Here is an 18,276-nt window from a genome sequence, read left to right as displayed (position 1 = left end):
CAACCATCTGGTCGGACCGGTAGTCCAACCGGGCATGGGAAGCACGTTGCTCGACGGGGATCCGCAGCGCCTCGGCGACTATTGGCTGGCCGCGCGGATCGGGGCGGGCGGGCAGGGCGTCGTCTACGAGGCTTACGATCCGGCGGGGGCCAGGGTCGCGGTCAAGGTGCTTCACGGTGACCCGGCCAACCAGGCTGCGCTGCGTGGTCGCATGGCCAAGGAGGCGGTCGCGACGCAGCGGGTGGCCTCGTTCTGTACGGCCAAGGTGCTCGGAGTCCATCTCGACGGGTCCAGGCCGTACATCGTCAGCGAGTACGTCGAAGGCCCGAGCCTGCGGAAGGCCGGGCGGGTGTTCCGGGGCGACGACCTGCACCGGCTGGCCACGGCGATCGCCACCGCGCTGACCGCCATCCATGACGCAGGCGTCGTACACCGTGACCTCAAACCCGACAACGTGCTGCTCGGCCCCGACGGGCCCCGGGTGATCGACTTCGGGGTGGCCCGCACGCTGGAGATGTCGCTCACCGCCTCGGGAGTGGTGGCGGGCACGCCCAATTACATGGCGCCGGAGGTGTTCTCGGGACAGCGGGCGGGGACGGCCGCAGACGTGTTCGCCTGGGGCGCGGTCATCCTGTACGCCGCCACCGGCGAGGACCCGTTCACCGCGGAGGCCCTGGGCGCGGTCATGCACCGCGTACTCTCCCACGAACCCGACCTGGACGCGCTGCCCGACTCGCTGCGCCACCTGGTACGCGCGGCGCTGGCCAAGGAACCGGCCGGCCGTCCCACCGCGCGCGAACTGCTGCTCGGCCTGGTCAACGGCGACGGCAACCTCGACACCTCGCGGCTGCTCGCCTTGGGCGCCGGCGACGGCCGGCGGGTTGGGATCACCGCCGACGGCGAGCAGGTCGGGGCCGCCGCCGACGACCCCGCGCTCGGCGTCATCGCCGAGGACGCCTACACCGCGCTCTCCCCCGCCGACAAGGAGCTGGTCCCCGAGCTGTTCCTGCGGCTGGTCACGGTGACGGCCAAGGATGAGCTGGCGCTGCGCGAACTACGCAGGTCCGAGCTCCCCGACGACATCGAGCGGGTGCTGGACGCGTTCACGTACCTGGTCTCGAAAGGGGATCCGGTACGGCTGCTGCGTCCGGCCCTCCCCCTGGCCTGGCCCCGGCTGCGCACCTGGATCGCCACGAACCGGGACGGTCTGGCCATGCACCGCCAGATCTGGACGGCCGCCGAACGCTGGCAGGAGCATGGACGCCGGGACGCCGACCTGTTCCACGGCAGCTCGCTGGACGACGCGTTGCGCTGGGCCGCGGCCGAGCGCCGGAACATCACCCTCACTCCCGGTGAACGGGACTTCCTCGCGGCGGCCGCCGCGCTCACCAGACGCCGGTCCCGCAGAACCAGGTTCTTGTCCATCTGCCTGGCCGTGCTCCTGGCACTGGCCCTGGTGGCGGGCGGTCTGGCCGTACGGCAGAGCGTCCTGCTCGCCGAGCAGCGCGACACGGCCGAGTCCGCGCGGCTGGCCGGAGTGGCCGACACCGTGAGAGGCGCGAACCCTGTGCTGGGCATGCTGCTCAGCGCCACGGCCGCGCGCCTGTCCCCCACGGCCGAGGCCCGGTCGAGCCTGTTCGCCTCGGTCGCCGACCAGGGCCGCGCCGCCTTTCGCGACCCGGACACCGGCCCCGACGTGGTCCGCGCCCTCAGCGCCGACGGCCGGTCGCTGATCAGCGTCAGCCCCGACGAGGTCAGGGTGTGGGATGTGTCATCCGGCAGGCGGACAGGCGGCTTCAGCGGGCTCGGCATGGCCAGTGCGCCCCTGCGCAAGGCCGCGGTCAGCGAGGACGGGCGACTGCTGGCCGTCGGCGACAGCAAGAGCGTCAGGCTCTGGGACCTGGCCAGCGGCAAGCCCATGGGCCTGCACGAGCCCGCCTCCGATATGGGCGACCTGGAGCTCAGCTTCAGCGGCGGCCTCCTCATCATCGACTGGGGGCAGGGGAAGACCGTCTACAACCCGCGTACCGGAAAGACGACCATGCTGCCCGCGCTCGCCAGGGCCGCGATCCACCCGGGCGGCGACTACGCCGTGGCCGGAAGCCAGCGCTGGGCGCTCCCGTCCGGCAAGGAACAGCCCGGATTTCCCGGCATCTGCTCCGACTGTCTCCCCTTCTCGGCGTTCAGCCGCGACGGACGGCTGCTCGCCGTCGGCGGCAACACCGGCCTGACCGTCTTTGACACCCGTACCCGCAAGGAGATCACCGCGATCACGGACTGGGACAGCATGGCGGTGCCGGTGTTCAGCCCGGACGGCAAGGTGCTCGCGGGGATCGGCTCGACGATCAGGCTCTATCATCTGAACGCCGACGAGCCGCTGATGCTCGAACGCGCCATAGTGGACCCGGTGTCCGCGGTCGCCTTCGGTCCGACCGGGCTGCGCTACCTGAGCGAGGACACGGTCGTCACGCTCCAGCCGTACTTCGCCGGGAAAGAGGCCCTGGACGAGATGCAGTTCAGCGTCGATGGCAAGCTCCTCGCCACCCACACGCTGGACTCCACCAAGATCACGCTGAACGGTAGGGACTTCGAGGCAGGGGCGTTCCAGAGCTACGACGCCGACCTCTCCTTCAGCCGGGACGGCGGACGGCTGGCGATCAAACGCAGCGACGACGTCACCGTCTGGGACACCGCCACCCGGCGCGAACTGGCGAAGGTCCCGACGCCCGCCGGTTCGGACGGTGCGGTGCCGGCTCCGGCCGGGCTCTGGACAGCCGACGAGAAGACCTTCACGCTCTGGCAGGTCCCCGGCGGCCGGCGCCTCAAGCAGGTGGCCAGGCCACGCCTGCTCGGCTGGACGGTCGCCGCCGACGGGCGTCTCATCGGCCTGGACGCGAGCCTGCTGCGCCTGGTCGACCTGGAGTCCGGGCGGGCGTTCGGACCGAGGCTCCTGTTCTCCGGCACGGCGGAGGAGGTCTGGTTCAGCGCCGATCTGAAGCTGGTCGCGGCGAACTTCGCCGGCAAGGTAGGCATCTGGGACACGAGCACGGGCGCGCAGGTCGGCGACTGGTTGCGGGTAGGCCAGGCGGCGTGGACCGCCGCGTTCTCCCCCGACGACCAACTGTTCGCATTCGCCTCCCAGCAGAAGTCGCTGACCGTCTGGGACGTACGGCTGGGCCGACGGACCGGGCCCGAGATCCAGCTTCCGGACGACGCACGATCGATCGCCTTCTCCGCCGACTCCGCCGAACTTGTGGCCATGGGCAGGGCGGGCCGTCTGACCAGGCTTCCAGTGGCGATCGAACCCTTGATGAAGGCGGTGTGCGCACGGGCCGGAAGATCATTGACCGAGGCCGAATGGACCCACTACCTGCCCGACCAGCCGTTTAGAAAGGTCTGCTAAAAGTCGAATTCGCCGTTTCGCCAGCCCTTGCCGAAGGCGGCCCAGACTGAACCACTGACCACCCACGGCTCCAGGTCGGGACGCTCGGTGTCCCGCATCGCGACCCGCCCACCGCTCAACGGAGCGACCTCGATGCAGTTTCCGCCGTTGTCACCGGAGAATGAGGATTTCCGCCAGGCCGCAGTCCTCAGTTCTTCGTTCAGCTCCATGCTGTCACCAGTCTCTCTTTGATCACCTTGAGCGACACATGCTGCGGAAGCGCCTCCGCGCATATCGCGTCGTATCTAACACTCAGCGCGGCGACCTCGTCTGGAGCGTCCCGCACTTGGCCTTGTCCAGCCGACTCAAGATAGGCAGCCTCCGGCATTCCGTTGACTTTCGCCAGCATGAACCCACCGAGGAGGCCAGTGGTGGACAGGGCGGAGTAGGGAAGCACTTGAATGGTGATTCGCGTGCTTTCAGCCAATACGATGAGATGTTCGAACTGGAGGCGAGTCACCGTCTCGCCTCCAACTGGACGGTACAGGATTCCTTCATCCAGAACAGCCCAAAACATAGGCGGCTTCGAGCGCGCGAGGATGGCTTGCCGCTCCATTCGAGCCGCTAGCGCCTCTTCTACCTGCTCGGGGGTTGTACCTGGCTTGCCGGTGAAAATGGCGCGCGCGTAATCGGTGGTCTGAAGCAGCCCTGGGACGATGAGCGGCTCCCATGTCCGCAAGGTCGTGGCGCCCTGCTCGATCTCCAGCCACGGGCGGAACCATTTGGGGCTTCGCTCCCGGCTTATGCTCGGCCAGCGGGCGAGAAGTTCGCCGGACAGGCCCAGCGCCTCCTCGCAACGCTCGGTGAAGTCCTTGCTCGGGTTTCTGGCGGCCCGCTCGACGCTACCGACGAGGCTCGGACTGAAACCGACCCTGTTCGCGAGTTGATCGATGGTCAGCCCTTTGTCGATACGGAATTTCCGCAGCTCGTATCCGAACCAAGCCAGCGGCCCAGCGTCCGGGTCGAATTCACCAACGCTCACCAAGCACCTCCGCTGTTCTGTCGCCACGAAACCACACAGGACGACACACACAACTTGTGCCCAATCTGTGCGGTGATTGTCCCGCCGATCACTCACTTAACGTAGCCGTTCGCTGGCACCGTGAGAGGTGACTTTCGAGAGACATCCGCGTGAATTGAGGCTGGCTCATACGCCAGAAAAGCGATCTTGTGTGCAGGCAGCAAACGTAGCAACAGGACAAACTCGGGGATTTCATGCTCATGCGAACAGAGGCGGTAACCCTCATCGGAGCGACCAGGCTACGCCGTGGCGACAAGGCTCCGAAGCAGGCCCGGGCGGCCATGACGTGCTGGCTCACGACCGGCCATGCCGTGCTGCTTGACGCGCAACAGGTCGTCAGCGAGCTGGTCACGAACGCCTGCACTCACGTGGAGGGCGGCGCGCACCGCGAATGGGTCACGGTAATCGCCAGTCGCGGCCCCGGCTTTCTTCGCATCGAGGTCACCGACCCGGGCGCGTTCGCGTCCGAACCGCACATTCCCCAATACGCCTCTCCGGAGATCGAGTCGGGGCGCGGCATTCACATTGTGCGGGAACTGTCCGACGGGAACTGGGGGACGTTCGTCAATTCAGCGGGCCATCGCGTGGTGTGGGCCGACCTGAGGTGCTAGTCCCGTGAGGGGAGGCTGGGCCGAAATTCGGACCGTGGGTGGATGGCGGCGGTGGCGCGTTCTTGAACACTTGGCCGGGCCAACTCCCCGAAGGAAGGTCTGTCCGTGTTCGAACGGCTCTCCGATCGCGCTTCGTCGATCGTTTTCATCGTCCTCGCGCTCACGATCTCGCTGGGCACCGCCAACATCGCCGATGGGCTCGTCCTCGCCTTGTCGCCCCTGCTCGTCGTGCTGGCGATGCTGCTCGTCGTCACGCGAGAGGGATACTCCAGAGACGGATGGCGCCGGCTCGGCATGGGGCGGCTCGGCCTGCGTACCTGGCCGCTCACAGTCGCCACCACCGCCGGCGTCTGCCTGCTCGCCACCGCGGGCGCCGTCGCGCTCGGCTTCGGCCGATTCACCGCGCCGCACGGCGAGTGGCCGCAGTCGGTGATCGCCGTGTCCATCACCGGGCCGATCCTGGCGTTCGCCGAAGAGATCGGATGGCGGGGCTACCTGCAGCCACGGCTCGCGTACCTGGGCGAGCGCTCAGCGATGTTCGTCGTCGGGCTTGTCTGGATCGCCTGGCATCTGCCGTACATCCTGTTCACGCCGTACTACCACACCGACGGGAACCGCGGCCTGGTGCTCTTGCTGTTCAGTGGCTCGGTGATCGCGTTCTCGTTCCTCTTCGGGTACCTGCGCGTCATGTCCGGCAGCCTGTGGCCGGTGGTGCTGGCGCACTTCGCGCACAACGCCACCTTTGCCCTGTTGCTGGAGCATGTGGTCTCGACTGAGCAACCCGTGGTGGTCCGCGAATACCTGGCCGGTGACACCGGGCTGTTCGTACTCGTCGGCACAGCGGCCTGCGCCCTCGCCATCGGGATCAGTCGGTCCGCCGCGAGTCGCCGGTCAGCCCATGCGTCTGCGCGAGGATGACCGCCTGCACACGATCGCGTAGTTCGAGCTTGCGCAGTACGGAGCCGAGATGCGTCTTGACGGTCGACTCCGCCAGTCGCAGCCGCGCGGCGATCTCCGCGTTGGTGAGTCCCAAGCCGACCGAGGCGAGGATCTCGCGTTCGCGGGAGGTGAGCCGCCCCAGCCTGGACGCGGTGACGGGCGGGCGCTCGGCGGACGCGGCGGCGGGCAGGCGCTCGGCGGGCGCGGTGGCGGGCGGATGCTCGGCGGACGCGGTCGCCGGTGGCGCGAGGACGAACGAGTCGATCAAGCGACGTACGAGCCTCGGCGCGACCGGCGCCTCCCCGGCGGCGGCCGCCCGGATCGCCGTCAATAGTTCCGCCGCCCCCGCGTCCTTGAGCAGGAAGCCGGCCGCGCCAGCTCGAAGAGCCGCGACGAGCAGCTCGTCGTCGTCGAAGGTCGTCAGCATGACGACGCGTGGCGGGTCGGGCCTGGCCAGCAGCCGCCGGGTGGTTTCCACGCCGTCGATGCCCGGCATGCGAATGTCCATCAAGACGACGTCCGCGCGGTGCTCGGGCCGCCGCAGGGCGTCGAGGGCCGTCTGCCCGTCGGCGGCCGATCCGACGACCCGCAGATCCGGGGTGGCGTCGAGGATCATCGCGAACCCGGTACGTACCAGCTCCTGATCGTCCACCAGGAAGACGCGGATGAGACGATCGGGACTCATCACGCGCCTTCCGCGCGACCCGCGGGCGACAGAACGGCTACGGGGATCGCGGCATCGACCGCGAATCCGCCGTCACGGCGTGGGCCAGCCTCCAGCACTCCACCCAGGGCGCGCAACCGCTCCCGCATCCCGTCGAGGCCATAGCCGGAACGTTCGGAAGCGTGGCCCGCGATCGTCTCGGCAGGTTCGGAAACGTGGCCCGCGATCGTGTCGGGAGGTTCGGAAACGTGGCCCGCGATCGTGTCGGCACGACGGGCACCGACACCCACACCGTCGTCCTCGACTCGAACCATGATCCCTTCCTGTGTCCTCGCGACGATCACGTGCGCTGTGGCCTGCGGGCCGGCGTGCTTCAACACGTTCGTCAGAGACTCCCGAACGACCCGGAGTATGGCAAACCGTATCGCGGTGGGCACATCGTCGAACACGGCCGGCTCGGCGTCGACGTCCACCGCGAGGCCCGCCGCCCGTACCGAGTCCACGAGCTGCCACAACTCGGCCCCACTCAGCTCGCCCGCCCCGTCGCCGTCACCGTCGCCGTCGAGGTCCGGGTCGGCGTCGCGGAGTACCTCGATGACGCCACGCACCTCGGTGAGGGCCGACCGCGCGGTACGCCCGATCGTCGCGAAGACCCTTCCCGCGTCCGCGCGGTCCCAGGGCCGTGCGTGCTCGGCGGCGTACTCGGCGCCGTCAGCCTGCACGATCACGACGGTGAGGGAGTGGGCAAGGATGTCGTGAATCTCCCGTGCCGCGACAACACGTTTCCGCTGCGCGACGTACCGCTCCCGCTGCAACCGGCTCTCCTCAAGTCGGGCACTGGCCTCACGCAGCGCGCGCATGTTGGCCTGACGACCGCGGACAAGGTTGCCGATGACCCAGATCAGTACAAACAGGATCCCCAGGAACACAGCGTTCTTGAGCACGTTCGTCAGGTATTCAGGCGGGACGCTCCACCGGAAGCCGGCGAGCACGCTGCCCACGAGCGCGGCGCCGAGGGCGAGCAGGCGGATCGGCAGGGACGCGACGTGCGCGGCGACGGTATAGACGACGATCGCCTGCGCGACGTTGGTCGGCAACGGAATCGGCACCACCGCGAGCTGAACGGCGAAGGCCGTGGCCGACCCGGCGAGGACCGCGGTCGGGAAGCGCCGCCGTACGGCGAGAGGGAGGATGGCCGCAGTGCCGACGAGAAAGGCGGGCAGCCCCGCAAGAGCACTCGACAGGCCGAGAACCAGCCACATCAAGCCGGCCAGTGTCAGATCCAGCATCCTGGGGTGCTCGCGGGACCATTGGTCGATGCGGGCGGCGAGGAAAGTCCGCTGTTTCAAGGGTCCCTCGACCTTCCGTGACCGTTCAGCCGAAACGGAGTCCCAGGATAGAGCGGACGTTCCTCTCCAATTGCCCGGCGAACGACGCGGGGGCTACGGGGGCTAGTACCTGACGCAGTCCTGCGTGGCCAGAACCAGGCTCATGTCGGCCACCTTGTTGTGCGACACATAGAACATGTAGAACGCCTTCTTGTTGCCCGGCACGGTGGCGGTCGGATACCCACCCGGGCCACGGCGCAGACCGGGGTATGCGGCCTTCAGCTGCGCGTTGCTGGAGCCGAGTCCGATGCCCTGCGGTGTCTTCAGGCCCGGCGGTGCGACGATCATGGAGACACCGCGCTTCTTGGAGACGTACACCCCCACTCGGTACTCGCCGTACGGGTTCTCCTTGAGGTCCCAACCCGTGCATCGGGCGGAGTCGCCGACCGCTTTGCGGACGATCCGCTTGGTCCTCATAGCTTCCTTGGCGTTCATACCAAGCTTCAGATTGCCGTACCCGTACGGCCCCAGTGTCGCCTTCCGCGCGGCGAGCGCCGGGGATGCGACGCCGGCCGTCACGACGCCTCCCGCCAGCGCCACCACCAGCATTGAACGGCCGATCCGCCGGGCGATCGTCTGCTTCACCAGGTTCCTCCTTGATCTTTGACTTGATCACCTTAGTGATAGTTCGGATCGGTTGTTGACTATTTGCCGGATTACGAGCAGGCGCACCGCCGCCGCCGTGGGGCTGGGTCTCGGCCCATTGAGCAGCAGCATCGGGCCCGTGACCGGTTGTCGTGAACGGCCACGGGGGCCGATCAGTTCACCAGCACGATTCAGTTCACCAGCACGATCTTTCCGCGCGCGTGGCGGCTTTCGCTCAGTTCGTGCGCGGCCGCGGCCTCGGCGAGCGGGAACGCCGCCGCGACCGGCACCCGCAGCCGGCCCTCGCCGGCAAGCCTGACCGCGATCGCGAGGCCATGCACCGCCTGCGGGTCGGCGGGGGCTCCCACGGCCGTACCTGTCTCCTCGGCCGGCGCTCCGTGCGACATGTGCACGCCGTGGGCCGCTGCGGCGAAGTCGGCGATCGTCACCACGCGCGCCGTGTCGCCGGCGATGGCGATGAGGTCTGGCAGCGCCCCTCCAGCGCAGTCGAACACCGCGTCCACCCCGGCCGGTGCCAGCGCGCGGACCCGTTCGACGAGCCCCGCCCCGTACGTCGTCGGCTCCGCGCCGAGAGAACGCAGGAAGTCGTGGTTGTGCTCGCTCGCCGTACCGATGACAGTGGCGCCGCGGGCGACCGCGAGCTGGACGGCGACGGTCCCCACCGCACCGGCCGCGCCCTGTACGAGCACGGTGTGCCCGGCATCGACCGCGAGCCGGTCGAGCACCCGGGTGGCCGTCTCGACGCTGCCCGCGGCGCCGCCCGCTTCCTCCCAGCTCCACGCGGCCGGTTTGGGCGCCCAGGCGGCCAGGACCGCGAAGTCGGCATTGACGCCGCGCGCGAGCGTGTCGGCCATGCCGAACACCTCGTCGCCGACGCTCACGCCCGTGACGCCGTCGCCGACCTCGTCGACCACGCCCGCGGCGTCGAATCCGGTCCGATACGGGAACGTCGTGGGCACCATGTCACGCAGCGCCCCGGAGCGGATGTACGTCTCCCCGGGCGAGACACCGGAGGCCCGTACGGCGATGCGGATCTCGCCCGGTCCGGCGTGCGGCGCCGCCACCTCGGCGACGTGCACAACGCTGGGCGGGCCGTACTCAGTGAATTGAATCGCTCTCATGCGCCGAACGTAACGGAGCACCCCCTCCGTTTAGCTAAAGTGAGAGCGATGACGGCCCAAGTGATAACCCATCTCCGCTCGGACGCCCGCGACAACCGCGAGCGCATCCTCGCGGTCGCTCGCGCGGCCTTCGCCACCGAGGGCCTCGACGTGCCGATCCGGGAGATCGCCCGGCGCGCCGAGGTCGGTGTCGCGACCGTCTACCGGCACTTCCAGACCAAGGAAGCGCTGATGGCCGAAGCTTTCGCCGAGCAGATGGCTTCTTGCTCGGCGATCGTGGAGGAGGGCATGGCGGCGGGCGACCCGTGGCGCGGGTTCTGTCTGGTGATCGAGAGGCTCATGGAGGTGCACGCCCTCGACCGAGGCTTCGCCCGCGCATTCACCTCGCGACTCCCCCAATCGGGCGACTTCGCCGCGGAGCACGCTCGCACGCTGCGCCGACTGCTCGAACTGGTGCGGCGCGCGAAGGAAGCAGGCCCTTTGCGGAAGGATTTCGTGCTGGAGGACATCAGCCTGGCGCTGATGGCGAACGACGGCATCCGCGCCGAGTCACCCGAGATGAGAGTGGCGGCGTCGCGCCGCTTCGCGGCCCTGATGATCCAGTCGTTCCAGGCCAACCCGGTCCCGACGCCGCTTCCGCCGCCCGTCCGGCTGCCCCTGTCCAGGTGAGAGTACCTGCCGAGAGATGTCAGGTATGGCTGGCAGCCTGAGCCGTGCAGTCCCCCACCACCACTCTGGCAGCAGGGCACAACTGGAGGAGCAGGCAAGATGAGCGAGATCGAAAAGACGCTGCTGGAAATCGAGCAGCGAATGCTGAACGCTGACGCGGCTTACGACGAGAAGTTCTTCGCGGAGTATTGTGCCGACGACTTCATAGCCATGGGCAGTTATGGCGTTGTATCCAGGCAGCAGGTGCTCCAGATGTACACCCAAGGCAGCGGAAATCCGGACCGGCACAGCCAGGCAAACGACGCCACCGTCAAGTTGCTCGGCGACTCCGGCGCCATTGTCGCCTACACACTGACCAGCACCACAGGCGAAGAGACGACCTCGTGGCACGCGACGACCGCATATCGCCACACCCCCGAAGGCTGGCGGGTCGTCCTCATCCACCAGACACCCATGTAATCGATGGCGGGCGCACGCGAAGAATAGCCATCCGCCGCAGAACAGTGGTCAGATCGGCTTCGCGCTTCGGGCCGACCGGTGGGGGCAGGGCCTCGGCGCCGCAGTGGTAGCGCTCCTGCAGCGGCTGGCCTTCGACGAGCTCGGCCTGTGGTGTTCGCGGCCCTTGGTGGTGATCTCCAGGCGGATGGATCTGCGGTCGGCCGGATCGGTGCGCCGTCGTAGCAGGCCCTCGTCTTCCAGGCCGTCCACCAGGGACGTGATCGACCTGCCCGTGACGCCGAGCCGGTCTTTGAGGTCGCCCATCCGCGGCGTGCCCGCTTCGTTGACGGCCAGCATCAGCAGAACCCGGGACGTGGACCAGCCGCGTTGCTGGTAGGGCTGCCCGGCGAACCGCCGCAGCGCATAGGGTCTAGGTGACCCCCGCGCCCGCGGTCAGTGCCTTCAGCTCGTCGAATGATTCTCGGATGAGTTGCGGGAAGTCCGGCTGGTCGGTGGCGAGCCAGCGGACGAACGCGATCTTGAAGACCGCGACCCCCGCCTCGGCGGCCAGGCTCGCGGCGATGTCCGCGACGCCGCGCAGGCGCAAGGCGTCGGCGAGCGCCGAGGCGAACGACTCCAGTTTGATCAGCTCACGCTCTCGAAGCTCCGCGTTCGCGGCGATGATGGCTTGGCGCTGCCGGGAATGTTCGCGGCGCTCCTGAAGCTGAGCGGCGGCGGCCTCAAAGGCCGCGGCGACCGCGGCGATCGGCGCCGTGGAATCAGGGGCATCTGCGACGGAGCTCACGAGGAGCTCTTGCAGCTCGCCCCCGCCCCAGAACAGCACCTCGCGCTTGTCGGCGAAGTGCCGGAAGAACGTTCGCTCCGTGAGCCCCGCCCGGCTGGCGATCTCGGCCACCGTGGTCTGTTCGTACCCGCGTTCGCCGTAGAGCTCCATTGCCGCTTGCACCAGCCGGCCGCGCGCGTTCGGCTCCCATCGCCCCATGCCCCGATCGTACCGTGATGACAGCGACTGACATTACTTGCTACTGTGATGACAGCAACTGACATCAGTCGGCCGCTCGGCCGACTTATCCGGAGGTTTTCTCATGCGTGTTTTCGTCACCGGCGCGTCCGGCTGGATCGGCTCCGCCGTCGTTCCCGAGCTCATCGGCGCGGGCCATCAGGTCACCGGGCTGGCCCGCTCGGACGCCTCGGCTGCCGCCCTCGCCGAGGCTGGGGCGCAAGTGCACCGCGGCACACTCGATGATCTCGACGGCCTGCGGAGTGCGGCCGACGCGTCGGACGGCGTGATCCACCTCGCGTTCAAGCACGACCTCGCCTTCTCTGGAAACTTCCAGAGCGCTGTCGAGGCGGACCGTCGCGCCGTCGAGGCGATGGGCGAGGCACTCGCGGGTTCTGATCGACCGTTCGTCCTCGCCTCCGGGCTGATCGGGCTGGCACCGGGGCGGATGGCGACCGAGCAGGACGGTCGTGGTCCCGCAGCGGATACGGCGCAGCCGGGCAGCGGTCCGCATGCTCGTCAGGCCACCGCGCGACTGACGCTCGCCCTCGCTTCCCGCGGCGTCCGCTCATCGGTCCTGCGGCTCCCCCCGACGGTGCACGGCGAAGGAGACTACGGCTTCATGGCGGCCATAGTCGGCATCGCCCGCGACAAGGGCGTCTCCGGCTACATCGGCGATGGGGCCAACCGCTGGCCCGCCGTGCACCGGCTCGACGCCGCCCACCTGTTCCGGCTGGCGCTGGAGCAGGCCCCGGCGGGATCGGCGCTGCACCCTATCGCCGACGAGGGTGTGCCGATCCGCGCCATCGCCGAAGTGATCGGCCGACATCTCGGTATCCCGGTGGGCGCCGTCTCACCGGAGAGCGCGGGCGAGCACTTCAGCTGGCTGGCCGGTTTCCTCTCGGCCGACAGCCCGGCCTCGAGCACGCTGACCCGCGAGCTACTGGGGTGGCAGCCGACCCAGCCCGGGCTCATCGACGACCTCGACAAGGGGCACTACTTCCGCAGTTCATCCGCTTGATCAGCTGCGGCACTCTCTAGACGAGCCTGGTAACGGACGCGCTCAGGGCAAAGATCCGCCTGCGTTCAAGAGGGCGGGCCCGAGCCTCTTCAGAGGAAGACGCGAGCGATCTCAAGCCACTTCTGCGCGTCCTCGCCGACTGCCGTGAGGTCAGTCTGGGCTCGGGACCTGCGCTGGGTGACTCGAAGGCAGAAGTCGAGGGCGCTGCCCTGAACCCGTTGTTCGGCATCTTCTGGGCCCCATACCCAGGTTTGGCCGTCGGGAGCGGCCAACTCGACACGGAACGGCTCTGCCGGAGTGGGCAATTGGGCGGCATAGAACGACAGCTCTCGCCCTATCACTCCCAACGAGGCCACATGCTGGAGCCGACCCGTGGGGCGGCGCGAGACACCCAGCGCGTCGAAAACGTCCTGCCCGTGAGCCCACGTTTCCATCAGCCGAAGCGGCACCATGAGCGCCGTGGTCAACTGCGAGCCGTACCACGGGAACCCACGGCCCAGTGGCACGTCACGTAGCGCCGCCCCCACCTCGGTTCGACCCGCGCGCCATTGTTCCAGAAGTACCGATCGCGGCTTGGCCGCTCCCGCGGCGGCGTCGAGGTCAGCGTATTGGCTGCCCGCGGCTTCCGCCTGCTTCAGCACAGTGTCGAACGCCTCCGGGGTCCGGATGGCGATGAGAACATTCGCATCGGCTGAAGCGAGGTGAGCGATCTGGTGGGCGATCGTCCACCCCGCTGCCGGCGTCGGCTTCGACCAGTCGGCCTCCGCTGATACCAGGGCGTCAAGTTCATCCCCTTCAGCCACCAAGTCGGGCAGAGCCCGGTCGAGCTCTACACCGGACAGGTCAAGGCCATAGTTCAACATCGGTGTCACCTCCACACACTGACGGATAAAGTTGATCTAGGGTGGTCAAGCTACCTGAGGTTGATCTCGGCAAGCCGAACTCGATCCCGGCCCCTGACCGGTTGGGAGCCGTGGACGCCCGGCCACGAGACCAGGCGCAGCCAGGCCGCTCCGGCACGGGCTGTCCGGCAACCGCCGGACAGCGCCCAGTGGCGGGCAGTACGGCCGTGAACCTCACGACCGGCCTGCGCGCCTGCGTCGCGGGCCAGGTCGAGTGGTCACATGATGCGCTTCGCCTTGTCCGCCGTCTTGCGGAACTGCGTGCCGTCCCACTTGTAGGTTTGGCTGACCATCAGGTCTGGACAGCACCTGGGGGCCTGGTCGCTGAGCGCCTTGCCGTGCAGCTGCACACGCCCGCCCTGGATCGCGACCTTCAGGGATTTGAAGTAGCGGTTCTTGCCGAGTTTCCCCAGCAGGCGCGGAGTCGAGGGCTTGGAGGCTGCGTCGTAGACAAAGGCGATCAAGGGATTGCTCGACGTCGAGCTCGGGCACGACGACACGACGACGGTCTCACGCTTGCCGTCACGGGTAAGGTCGCCGACGGCCGCTACGCGGGCGTGCACGACGTACCAGGCGGCACGCGGCCTCGGTTTGGGGCAGTTCAGAGCCGGCTCCACAACGGACGCCCAGTCGACCCGGTCGGCCGCATTCGCCGCGATGGCGGTGGCGGTGGCCGGTGCCGCCCCACTGTCCACGGTGGCTGCGTTGGCGATACCCCCGCCGAGGACGACCGTCAGGCAGGCGGCCAGGGAGGCGGCACTGGTCCAGGCTCCGTATCGGCGGGCTCTCGGGCGGCTCGTGCGCTCGGTAAGTGAGGTCATAGTCAGTCCGACGCGGGAAACCTCGGAGATGTTGTGGGCTATTTGTTCCTGCCGTGAGACAAATACCGGTCCCATCGTGATGCTCGAACCTCATCGGCCCTGCTTGGGGCGGGGGTCTGCGGGCTGAGCCGGGCTCGATGTCACGTCCCGGTCATCTCCGCGCTTTGGGCTCACGGTGTGAATACCTCGCCGTGCTCCTCATCGGGCAGAGGCCGACCCGTCTGTGCGGCCAAAGCCGGATCGGCCAGGATTCGGGCAGTCGCCCGCCATTCAGCCGTAATTCGATGCAACGTGGCATGCACGTCGAGATCGACGACGTCGCGAGTGGCGTCGACGATGTCACGGACGAATTCCTGACGCTCGCCAACCGAAAGATGGCGAGCCCGCGGGAAGACGACCGGCAGGGCACGTTCGACCGCCCGCGCCCCCTCATCGCTCGCGATCAGTGCGGCCAGCAGGCGAGACACGACGTCGGCCGTCTCCTCCCGCTCCCGATCATGCCGCGCCGTAGTGATGTACAGGTCTTCGCCGTCGCGGCGCTTGACATGCAATCGATGCACTCGGTCGAGCGTGTCTGCCACTCGTTTGGAGTGCTTCGAGAGGTCGGAGAAAGACACGGTCGGAGTAGCCATACCGCGACGCTACTTCGGAACAATTCCGAGGTCATGGGAACGCCCGGCTGATCAAGGCGGTCCAGATATCTGCCGGACGCGCTCAGGCCGAAGGTCCGCCTGCGTTCAGGAGGGCGAAGCCCTCCTGTGGAGGGACGCCCGAGCGCAGCGAGGACCGTGCCTTTGTGGGGGGTGGGGGGCGCCGAGCCCCCCACACAACACAGCCCGACCCTCAGAGCGCGAAGCGCTCCAAGGGAGGACCATGCTTGTCAGAGGTCGCCCTCGACCCGCATCACGCTGGCAATCGCCCGCACGATGTCGAGGTCGCGCAACCCCTCCATCGTGGCCGACAGCGCCGCGTCCGTTGCCCGGTGGGTCACGATGACGAGTTGGGCGTCGTCCCCGTGGCCCTCCTGGCGTACCGTCTGGATCGATACGTCGTGCTTGGCGAACAGGTCCGCCACCCGGGCCAGCACGCCCGGCTTGTCCGCCACGTCCAGCGCCACGTGGCACCGCGTGACGGTCTCTCCCATGGGGTGCACGGGTAGGTCGGCGTACGTCGACTCCGAGGGGCCGCGCGTGCCCGCCAGGCGGTTGCGGGCCACCGCCACCAGGTCGCCGAGCACGGCCGAGGCCGTCGGCGCGCCGCCCGCGCCCTTACCGTAGAACATGAGCTGGCCCGCCGACGCCGCCTCCACGAAGACCGCGTTGTACGCCTCGCGTACGCCGGCCAGCGGGTGCGTCCGGGGGATCATGGCCGGGTGTACGCGGACCCCGACCGAGCGGCCGTCGTCGGAGCGGGCGCAGATGGCCAGCAGCTTGATGACGTAGCCCATGGCCTTGGCCGAGGCCACGTCGGTGGCGGTGATCTCGGTGATGCCCTCGCGGTGCACCTCTTCCGCCGTCACCCGGCTGTGGAAGGCCAGGCCGGCCAGGATCGCGGCCTTGGCGGCGGCGTCGAAGCCCTCGATGTCGGCCGTGGGGTCGGCTTCGGCGTAGCCGAGCGTCTGGGCCTCCTCCAGGGCGTCGGTGAACGAGGCGCCCGTGGAGTCCATCTTGTCGAGGATGTAGTTGGTGGTGCCGTTGACGATGCCGAGGACCTGTTTGACGTGGTCGCCGGCGAGTGATTCGCGCAGCGGGCGCAGCAGCGGGATGGCTCCGGCCACGCTGGCCTCGAAGTAGAGGTCGCCGCCGCCCGTGCGGGCGGCCTCGTGCAGGGTCGCGCCGTCCTCGGCGAGCAGGGCCTTGTTGGCGGTGACGACCGACTTGCCGCTGGACAGGGCGGACACGATCAGCGAGCGGGCGGGCTCGATGCCGCCGATGACCTCGATCACGATGTCGACGTCATCGCGGGTGACCAGCGACTCGGCGTCGGTGGTCAGGAGTTCGGGGGCCACCTCGACGTCGCGCTTGCGGCCCAGCCGGCGTACGGCCACACCGGCCAGCTCCAACGGCGCCCCGATGCGGGCGGCCAGGTCGTCGCCCTGCTCGTGGATCAGCCGGATGACCTGCGAGCCCACCACCCCGCAGCCCAGCAGGGCCACTTTCAGCGGTTTCACAACTGCCCCCTCAACAGGTCGTCCTCGGTCTCGCCCCGCACGATGACACGTGCCTCGCCGTCGGTGACGGACACCACGGCGGGCTTGGGCAGATAGTTGTAGTTGCTGGCCAGCGACCGGCAGTAGGCACCGGTGGCCGCCACGGCGATCAGGTCGCCCGGCGCGAGGTCGGCGGGCAGGAAGCAGTCGCGCACGATGATGTCACCGCTCTCGCAGTGCTTGCCGACCAGGCGGCTGAGCATCGGCTCGGCGGAGCTCTCGCGGCTGGCCAGCACGGCGGTGTATTCGGCCCCGTAGAGGGCGGTGCGCACGTTGTCGCTCATGCCGCCGTCGACGCTGACGTACGTGCGCAGCCCCTCGACGTCCTTGACCGTCCCGACCTCGTAGAGGGTGATCCCGCCGGGCCCGATGATGGTGCGGCCGGGCTCCACGGTCAGCCTCGGCACCGGCAGCCCGGCGTCGGTGCAGACCTTGGTGACGATCTCGCGCAGGCCGTCGGCGATCTCCTTGATGTCGGGGGCCTCGTCACCCTCGACGTAGGCGATGCCGTAGCCGCCGCCCAGGTCGAGCTCGGGCAGCACCACGTCGTGCTCGTCCTTGATCTGCACGAGCAGCGTGGCCAGGCGGCGCGCCGCCACCTCGAACCCGGCCGTGTCGACGATCTGCGAGCCGATGTGCGAGTGGAGCCCGACGAGCTCCAGCGAGGGCAGCGCGAGAATGCGGCGTACGGCCTCGGCGGCGGCCCCGGTGTTGAGCGACAGGCCGAACTTCTGGTCGTCGTGCGCGGTCGCGATGAACTCGTGCGTGTGCGCCTCGACCCCGGTCGTCACCCGGATCATGACCTTGGGCCGCGTGCCGTGCCTCTCGGCGAGGAACCCGAGCCGGGCTATCTCCTCGTAGGAGTCGACGACGATGTGCCCGACGCCCGCCTCCAGCGCCCTGGACAGCTCGGCGGCCGACTTGTTGTTGCCGTGCAGCGTGATGCGCGCGGCCGGGAAGCCCACGCTGAGCGCCACCGCCAGCTCGCCGCCGCTGGCCACGTCGAGGCCGAGGCCCTCGTCCTTGAGCCAGCGGACGATCTCCTTGCACAGGAACGCCTTGCCGGCGTAGTGGACCTCGGAGCCTGCGAAGGCCGTGGCGTAGTCGCGCATGCGCGAGCGCACGTCGTCCTCGTCGAACACGTAGAGAGGCGTGCCGTGGTCGCGGGCCAGATCGCGGACGTCCACGCCGCCGATCGTGAGCGCGCCATCGGTCCGGCTCGACGTTCGCGGCCAGATCGAGGGATTGATCCGGTTGAGGTCGGCGGGCGCCAGCGGTGGGCGCTCGTGGGGCAGCATCTCTGCGTGCCGGTCCCCGGCGGGATGGACGAATCGACTCACCCGAACGAGGCTATCGGAACCGTCGAACCGCCCGGACCCGCTGCCCACGTATCGAGACGCGAT

Annotated in this window: 19 protein-coding genes; 6 read left to right on the top strand and 13 right to left on the bottom strand. The window is 68.7% G+C overall.

The window, feature by feature from the left end; translation table 11 throughout:
• The first annotated feature begins 34 nt into the window (after window positions 1-34).
• The gene (locus tag AB0J16_RS10950) at window positions 35-3,403 is read left to right on the top strand and encodes a WD40 repeat domain-containing serine/threonine protein kinase (protein ID WP_358537122.1); all 3,369 of its coding nucleotides are present in this window, start codon (window positions 35-37) and stop codon (window positions 3,401-3,403) included.
• Here AB0J16_RS10950 and AB0J16_RS10945 read toward each other — a convergent pair.
• Together AB0J16_RS10945 and AB0J16_RS10940 are read right to left on the bottom strand one after the other, a co-directional pair.
• Complete coding sequence (locus tag AB0J16_RS10945; protein ID WP_357942597.1) at window positions 3,400-3,612, bottom strand: DUF397 domain-containing protein; 213 nt, start codon at window positions 3,610-3,612, stop codon at window positions 3,400-3,402. The two genes, AB0J16_RS10950 and AB0J16_RS10945, sit on opposite strands and share 4 nt — an antisense overlap.
• Window positions 3,603-4,424, bottom strand: a complete 822-nt coding sequence (locus tag AB0J16_RS10940) for a helix-turn-helix transcriptional regulator (protein ID WP_358537119.1) — start codon at window positions 4,422-4,424, stop codon at window positions 3,603-3,605. Before AB0J16_RS10940 ends, AB0J16_RS10945 begins: the two co-directional genes overlap by 10 nt.
• Before the next feature lie 233 nt (window positions 4,425-4,657).
• Between AB0J16_RS10940 and AB0J16_RS10935 the strand changes: the two genes are divergently transcribed.
• Entirely contained in the window at window positions 4,658-5,074 is a 417-nt protein-coding gene (locus tag AB0J16_RS10935; RefSeq protein ID WP_358537117.1) for an ATP-binding protein, read from the top strand.
• A gap of 105 nt (window positions 5,075-5,179) precedes the next feature.
• Window positions 5,180-5,992, top strand: coding sequence for a CPBP family intramembrane glutamic endopeptidase (locus tag AB0J16_RS10930; RefSeq protein ID WP_358537114.1), 813 nt, complete (start codon window positions 5,180-5,182; stop codon window positions 5,990-5,992).
• On the opposite strand, the gene AB0J16_RS10925 is transcribed toward AB0J16_RS10930, so the two are convergent.
• The 4 genes from AB0J16_RS10925 to AB0J16_RS10910 all read right to left on the bottom strand — a co-directional run bounded on the left by AB0J16_RS10925 (window position 5,940) and on the right by AB0J16_RS10910 (window position 9,792).
• Window positions 5,940-6,698, bottom strand: a complete 759-nt coding sequence (locus AB0J16_RS10925; protein ID WP_358537112.1) for a response regulator transcription factor — start codon at window positions 6,696-6,698, stop codon at window positions 5,940-5,942. The genes AB0J16_RS10930 and AB0J16_RS10925 overlap by 53 nt on opposite strands.
• Complete coding sequence (locus AB0J16_RS10920) at window positions 6,698-8,026, bottom strand: histidine kinase (protein WP_358537110.1); 1,329 nt, start codon at window positions 8,024-8,026, stop codon at window positions 6,698-6,700. Before AB0J16_RS10920 ends, AB0J16_RS10925 begins: the two co-directional genes overlap by 1 nt.
• Window positions 8,027-8,128: 102 nt before the next feature.
• Entirely contained in the window at window positions 8,129-8,650 is a 522-nt protein-coding gene (locus AB0J16_RS10915) for a hypothetical protein (protein ID WP_358537107.1), read from the bottom strand.
• Window positions 8,651-8,841: 191 nt separating this feature from the next.
• Window positions 8,842-9,792, bottom strand: a complete 951-nt coding sequence (locus tag AB0J16_RS10910; RefSeq protein ID WP_358537105.1) for an NADP-dependent oxidoreductase — start codon at window positions 9,790-9,792, stop codon at window positions 8,842-8,844.
• Window positions 9,793-9,840: 48 nt separating this feature from the next.
• Here AB0J16_RS10910 and AB0J16_RS10905 point away from each other — a divergent pair, with 48 nt between their 5' ends.
• A complete protein-coding gene (locus tag AB0J16_RS10905; protein ID WP_358537102.1) occupies window positions 9,841-10,461 on the top strand; it encodes a helix-turn-helix domain-containing protein in 621 nt (206 codons plus the stop codon).
• Between the two features lie 99 nt (window positions 10,462-10,560).
• The gene (locus tag AB0J16_RS10900; RefSeq protein WP_358537099.1) at window positions 10,561-10,920 is read left to right on the top strand and encodes a nuclear transport factor 2 family protein; all 360 of its coding nucleotides are present in this window, start codon (window positions 10,561-10,563) and stop codon (window positions 10,918-10,920) included.
• Window positions 10,921-10,968: 48 nt separating this feature from the next.
• Here the strand turns inward: AB0J16_RS10900 and AB0J16_RS10895 are convergent, their stop codons facing one another.
• Window positions 10,969-11,262 (bottom strand): MarR family transcriptional regulator, encoded by a 294-nt coding sequence (locus AB0J16_RS10895; protein WP_358537559.1) that lies wholly within the window; start codon window positions 11,260-11,262, stop codon window positions 10,969-10,971.
• 67 nt (window positions 11,263-11,329) lie between these two features.
• Entirely contained in the window at window positions 11,330-11,902 is a 573-nt protein-coding gene (locus tag AB0J16_RS10890; RefSeq protein WP_358537097.1) for a helix-turn-helix domain-containing protein, read from the bottom strand.
• Between the two features lie 103 nt (window positions 11,903-12,005).
• Between AB0J16_RS10890 and AB0J16_RS10885 the strand changes: the two genes are divergently transcribed.
• Complete coding sequence (locus tag AB0J16_RS10885; RefSeq protein WP_358537094.1) at window positions 12,006-12,941, top strand: SDR family oxidoreductase; 936 nt, start codon at window positions 12,006-12,008, stop codon at window positions 12,939-12,941.
• An 89-nt stretch (window positions 12,942-13,030) separates the two neighbouring features.
• Here AB0J16_RS10885 and AB0J16_RS10880 read toward each other — a convergent pair whose 3' ends face one another.
• The 5 genes from AB0J16_RS10880 to lysA form a co-directional block, all read right to left on the bottom strand.
• Entirely contained in the window at window positions 13,031-13,804 is a 774-nt protein-coding gene (locus AB0J16_RS10880; RefSeq protein WP_358537091.1) for a TIGR03084 family metal-binding protein, read from the bottom strand.
• A 257-nt stretch (window positions 13,805-14,061) separates the two neighbouring features.
• Window positions 14,062-14,664: a hypothetical protein gene (locus AB0J16_RS10875; RefSeq protein ID WP_358537088.1), complete on the bottom strand. Its 603-nt coding sequence runs from the start codon at window positions 14,662-14,664 to the stop codon at window positions 14,062-14,064.
• A 170-nt stretch (window positions 14,665-14,834) separates the two neighbouring features.
• On the bottom strand, window positions 14,835-15,296 hold the full coding sequence (locus AB0J16_RS10870) for a hypothetical protein (protein ID WP_358537086.1): 462 nt from the start codon (window positions 15,294-15,296) through the stop codon (window positions 14,835-14,837).
• Window positions 15,297-15,544: 248 nt separating this feature from the next.
• On the bottom strand, window positions 15,545-16,834 hold the full coding sequence (locus tag AB0J16_RS10865) for a homoserine dehydrogenase (RefSeq protein ID WP_358537083.1): 1,290 nt from the start codon (window positions 16,832-16,834) through the stop codon (window positions 15,545-15,547).
• A complete protein-coding gene (gene lysA, locus AB0J16_RS10860; protein ID WP_358537081.1) occupies window positions 16,831-18,213 on the bottom strand; it encodes a diaminopimelate decarboxylase in 1,383 nt (460 codons plus the stop codon). Before lysA ends, AB0J16_RS10865 begins: the two co-directional genes overlap by 4 nt.
• Window positions 18,214-18,276: the final 63 nt, after the last annotated feature.

The sequence above is a fragment of the Nonomuraea sp. NPDC049750 genome (assembly GCF_040659625.1).
Classification (GTDB): Bacteria; Actinomycetota; Actinomycetes; order Streptosporangiales; family Streptosporangiaceae; genus Nonomuraea.
This window is presented reverse-complemented; position numbering and strand designations above follow the sequence as displayed.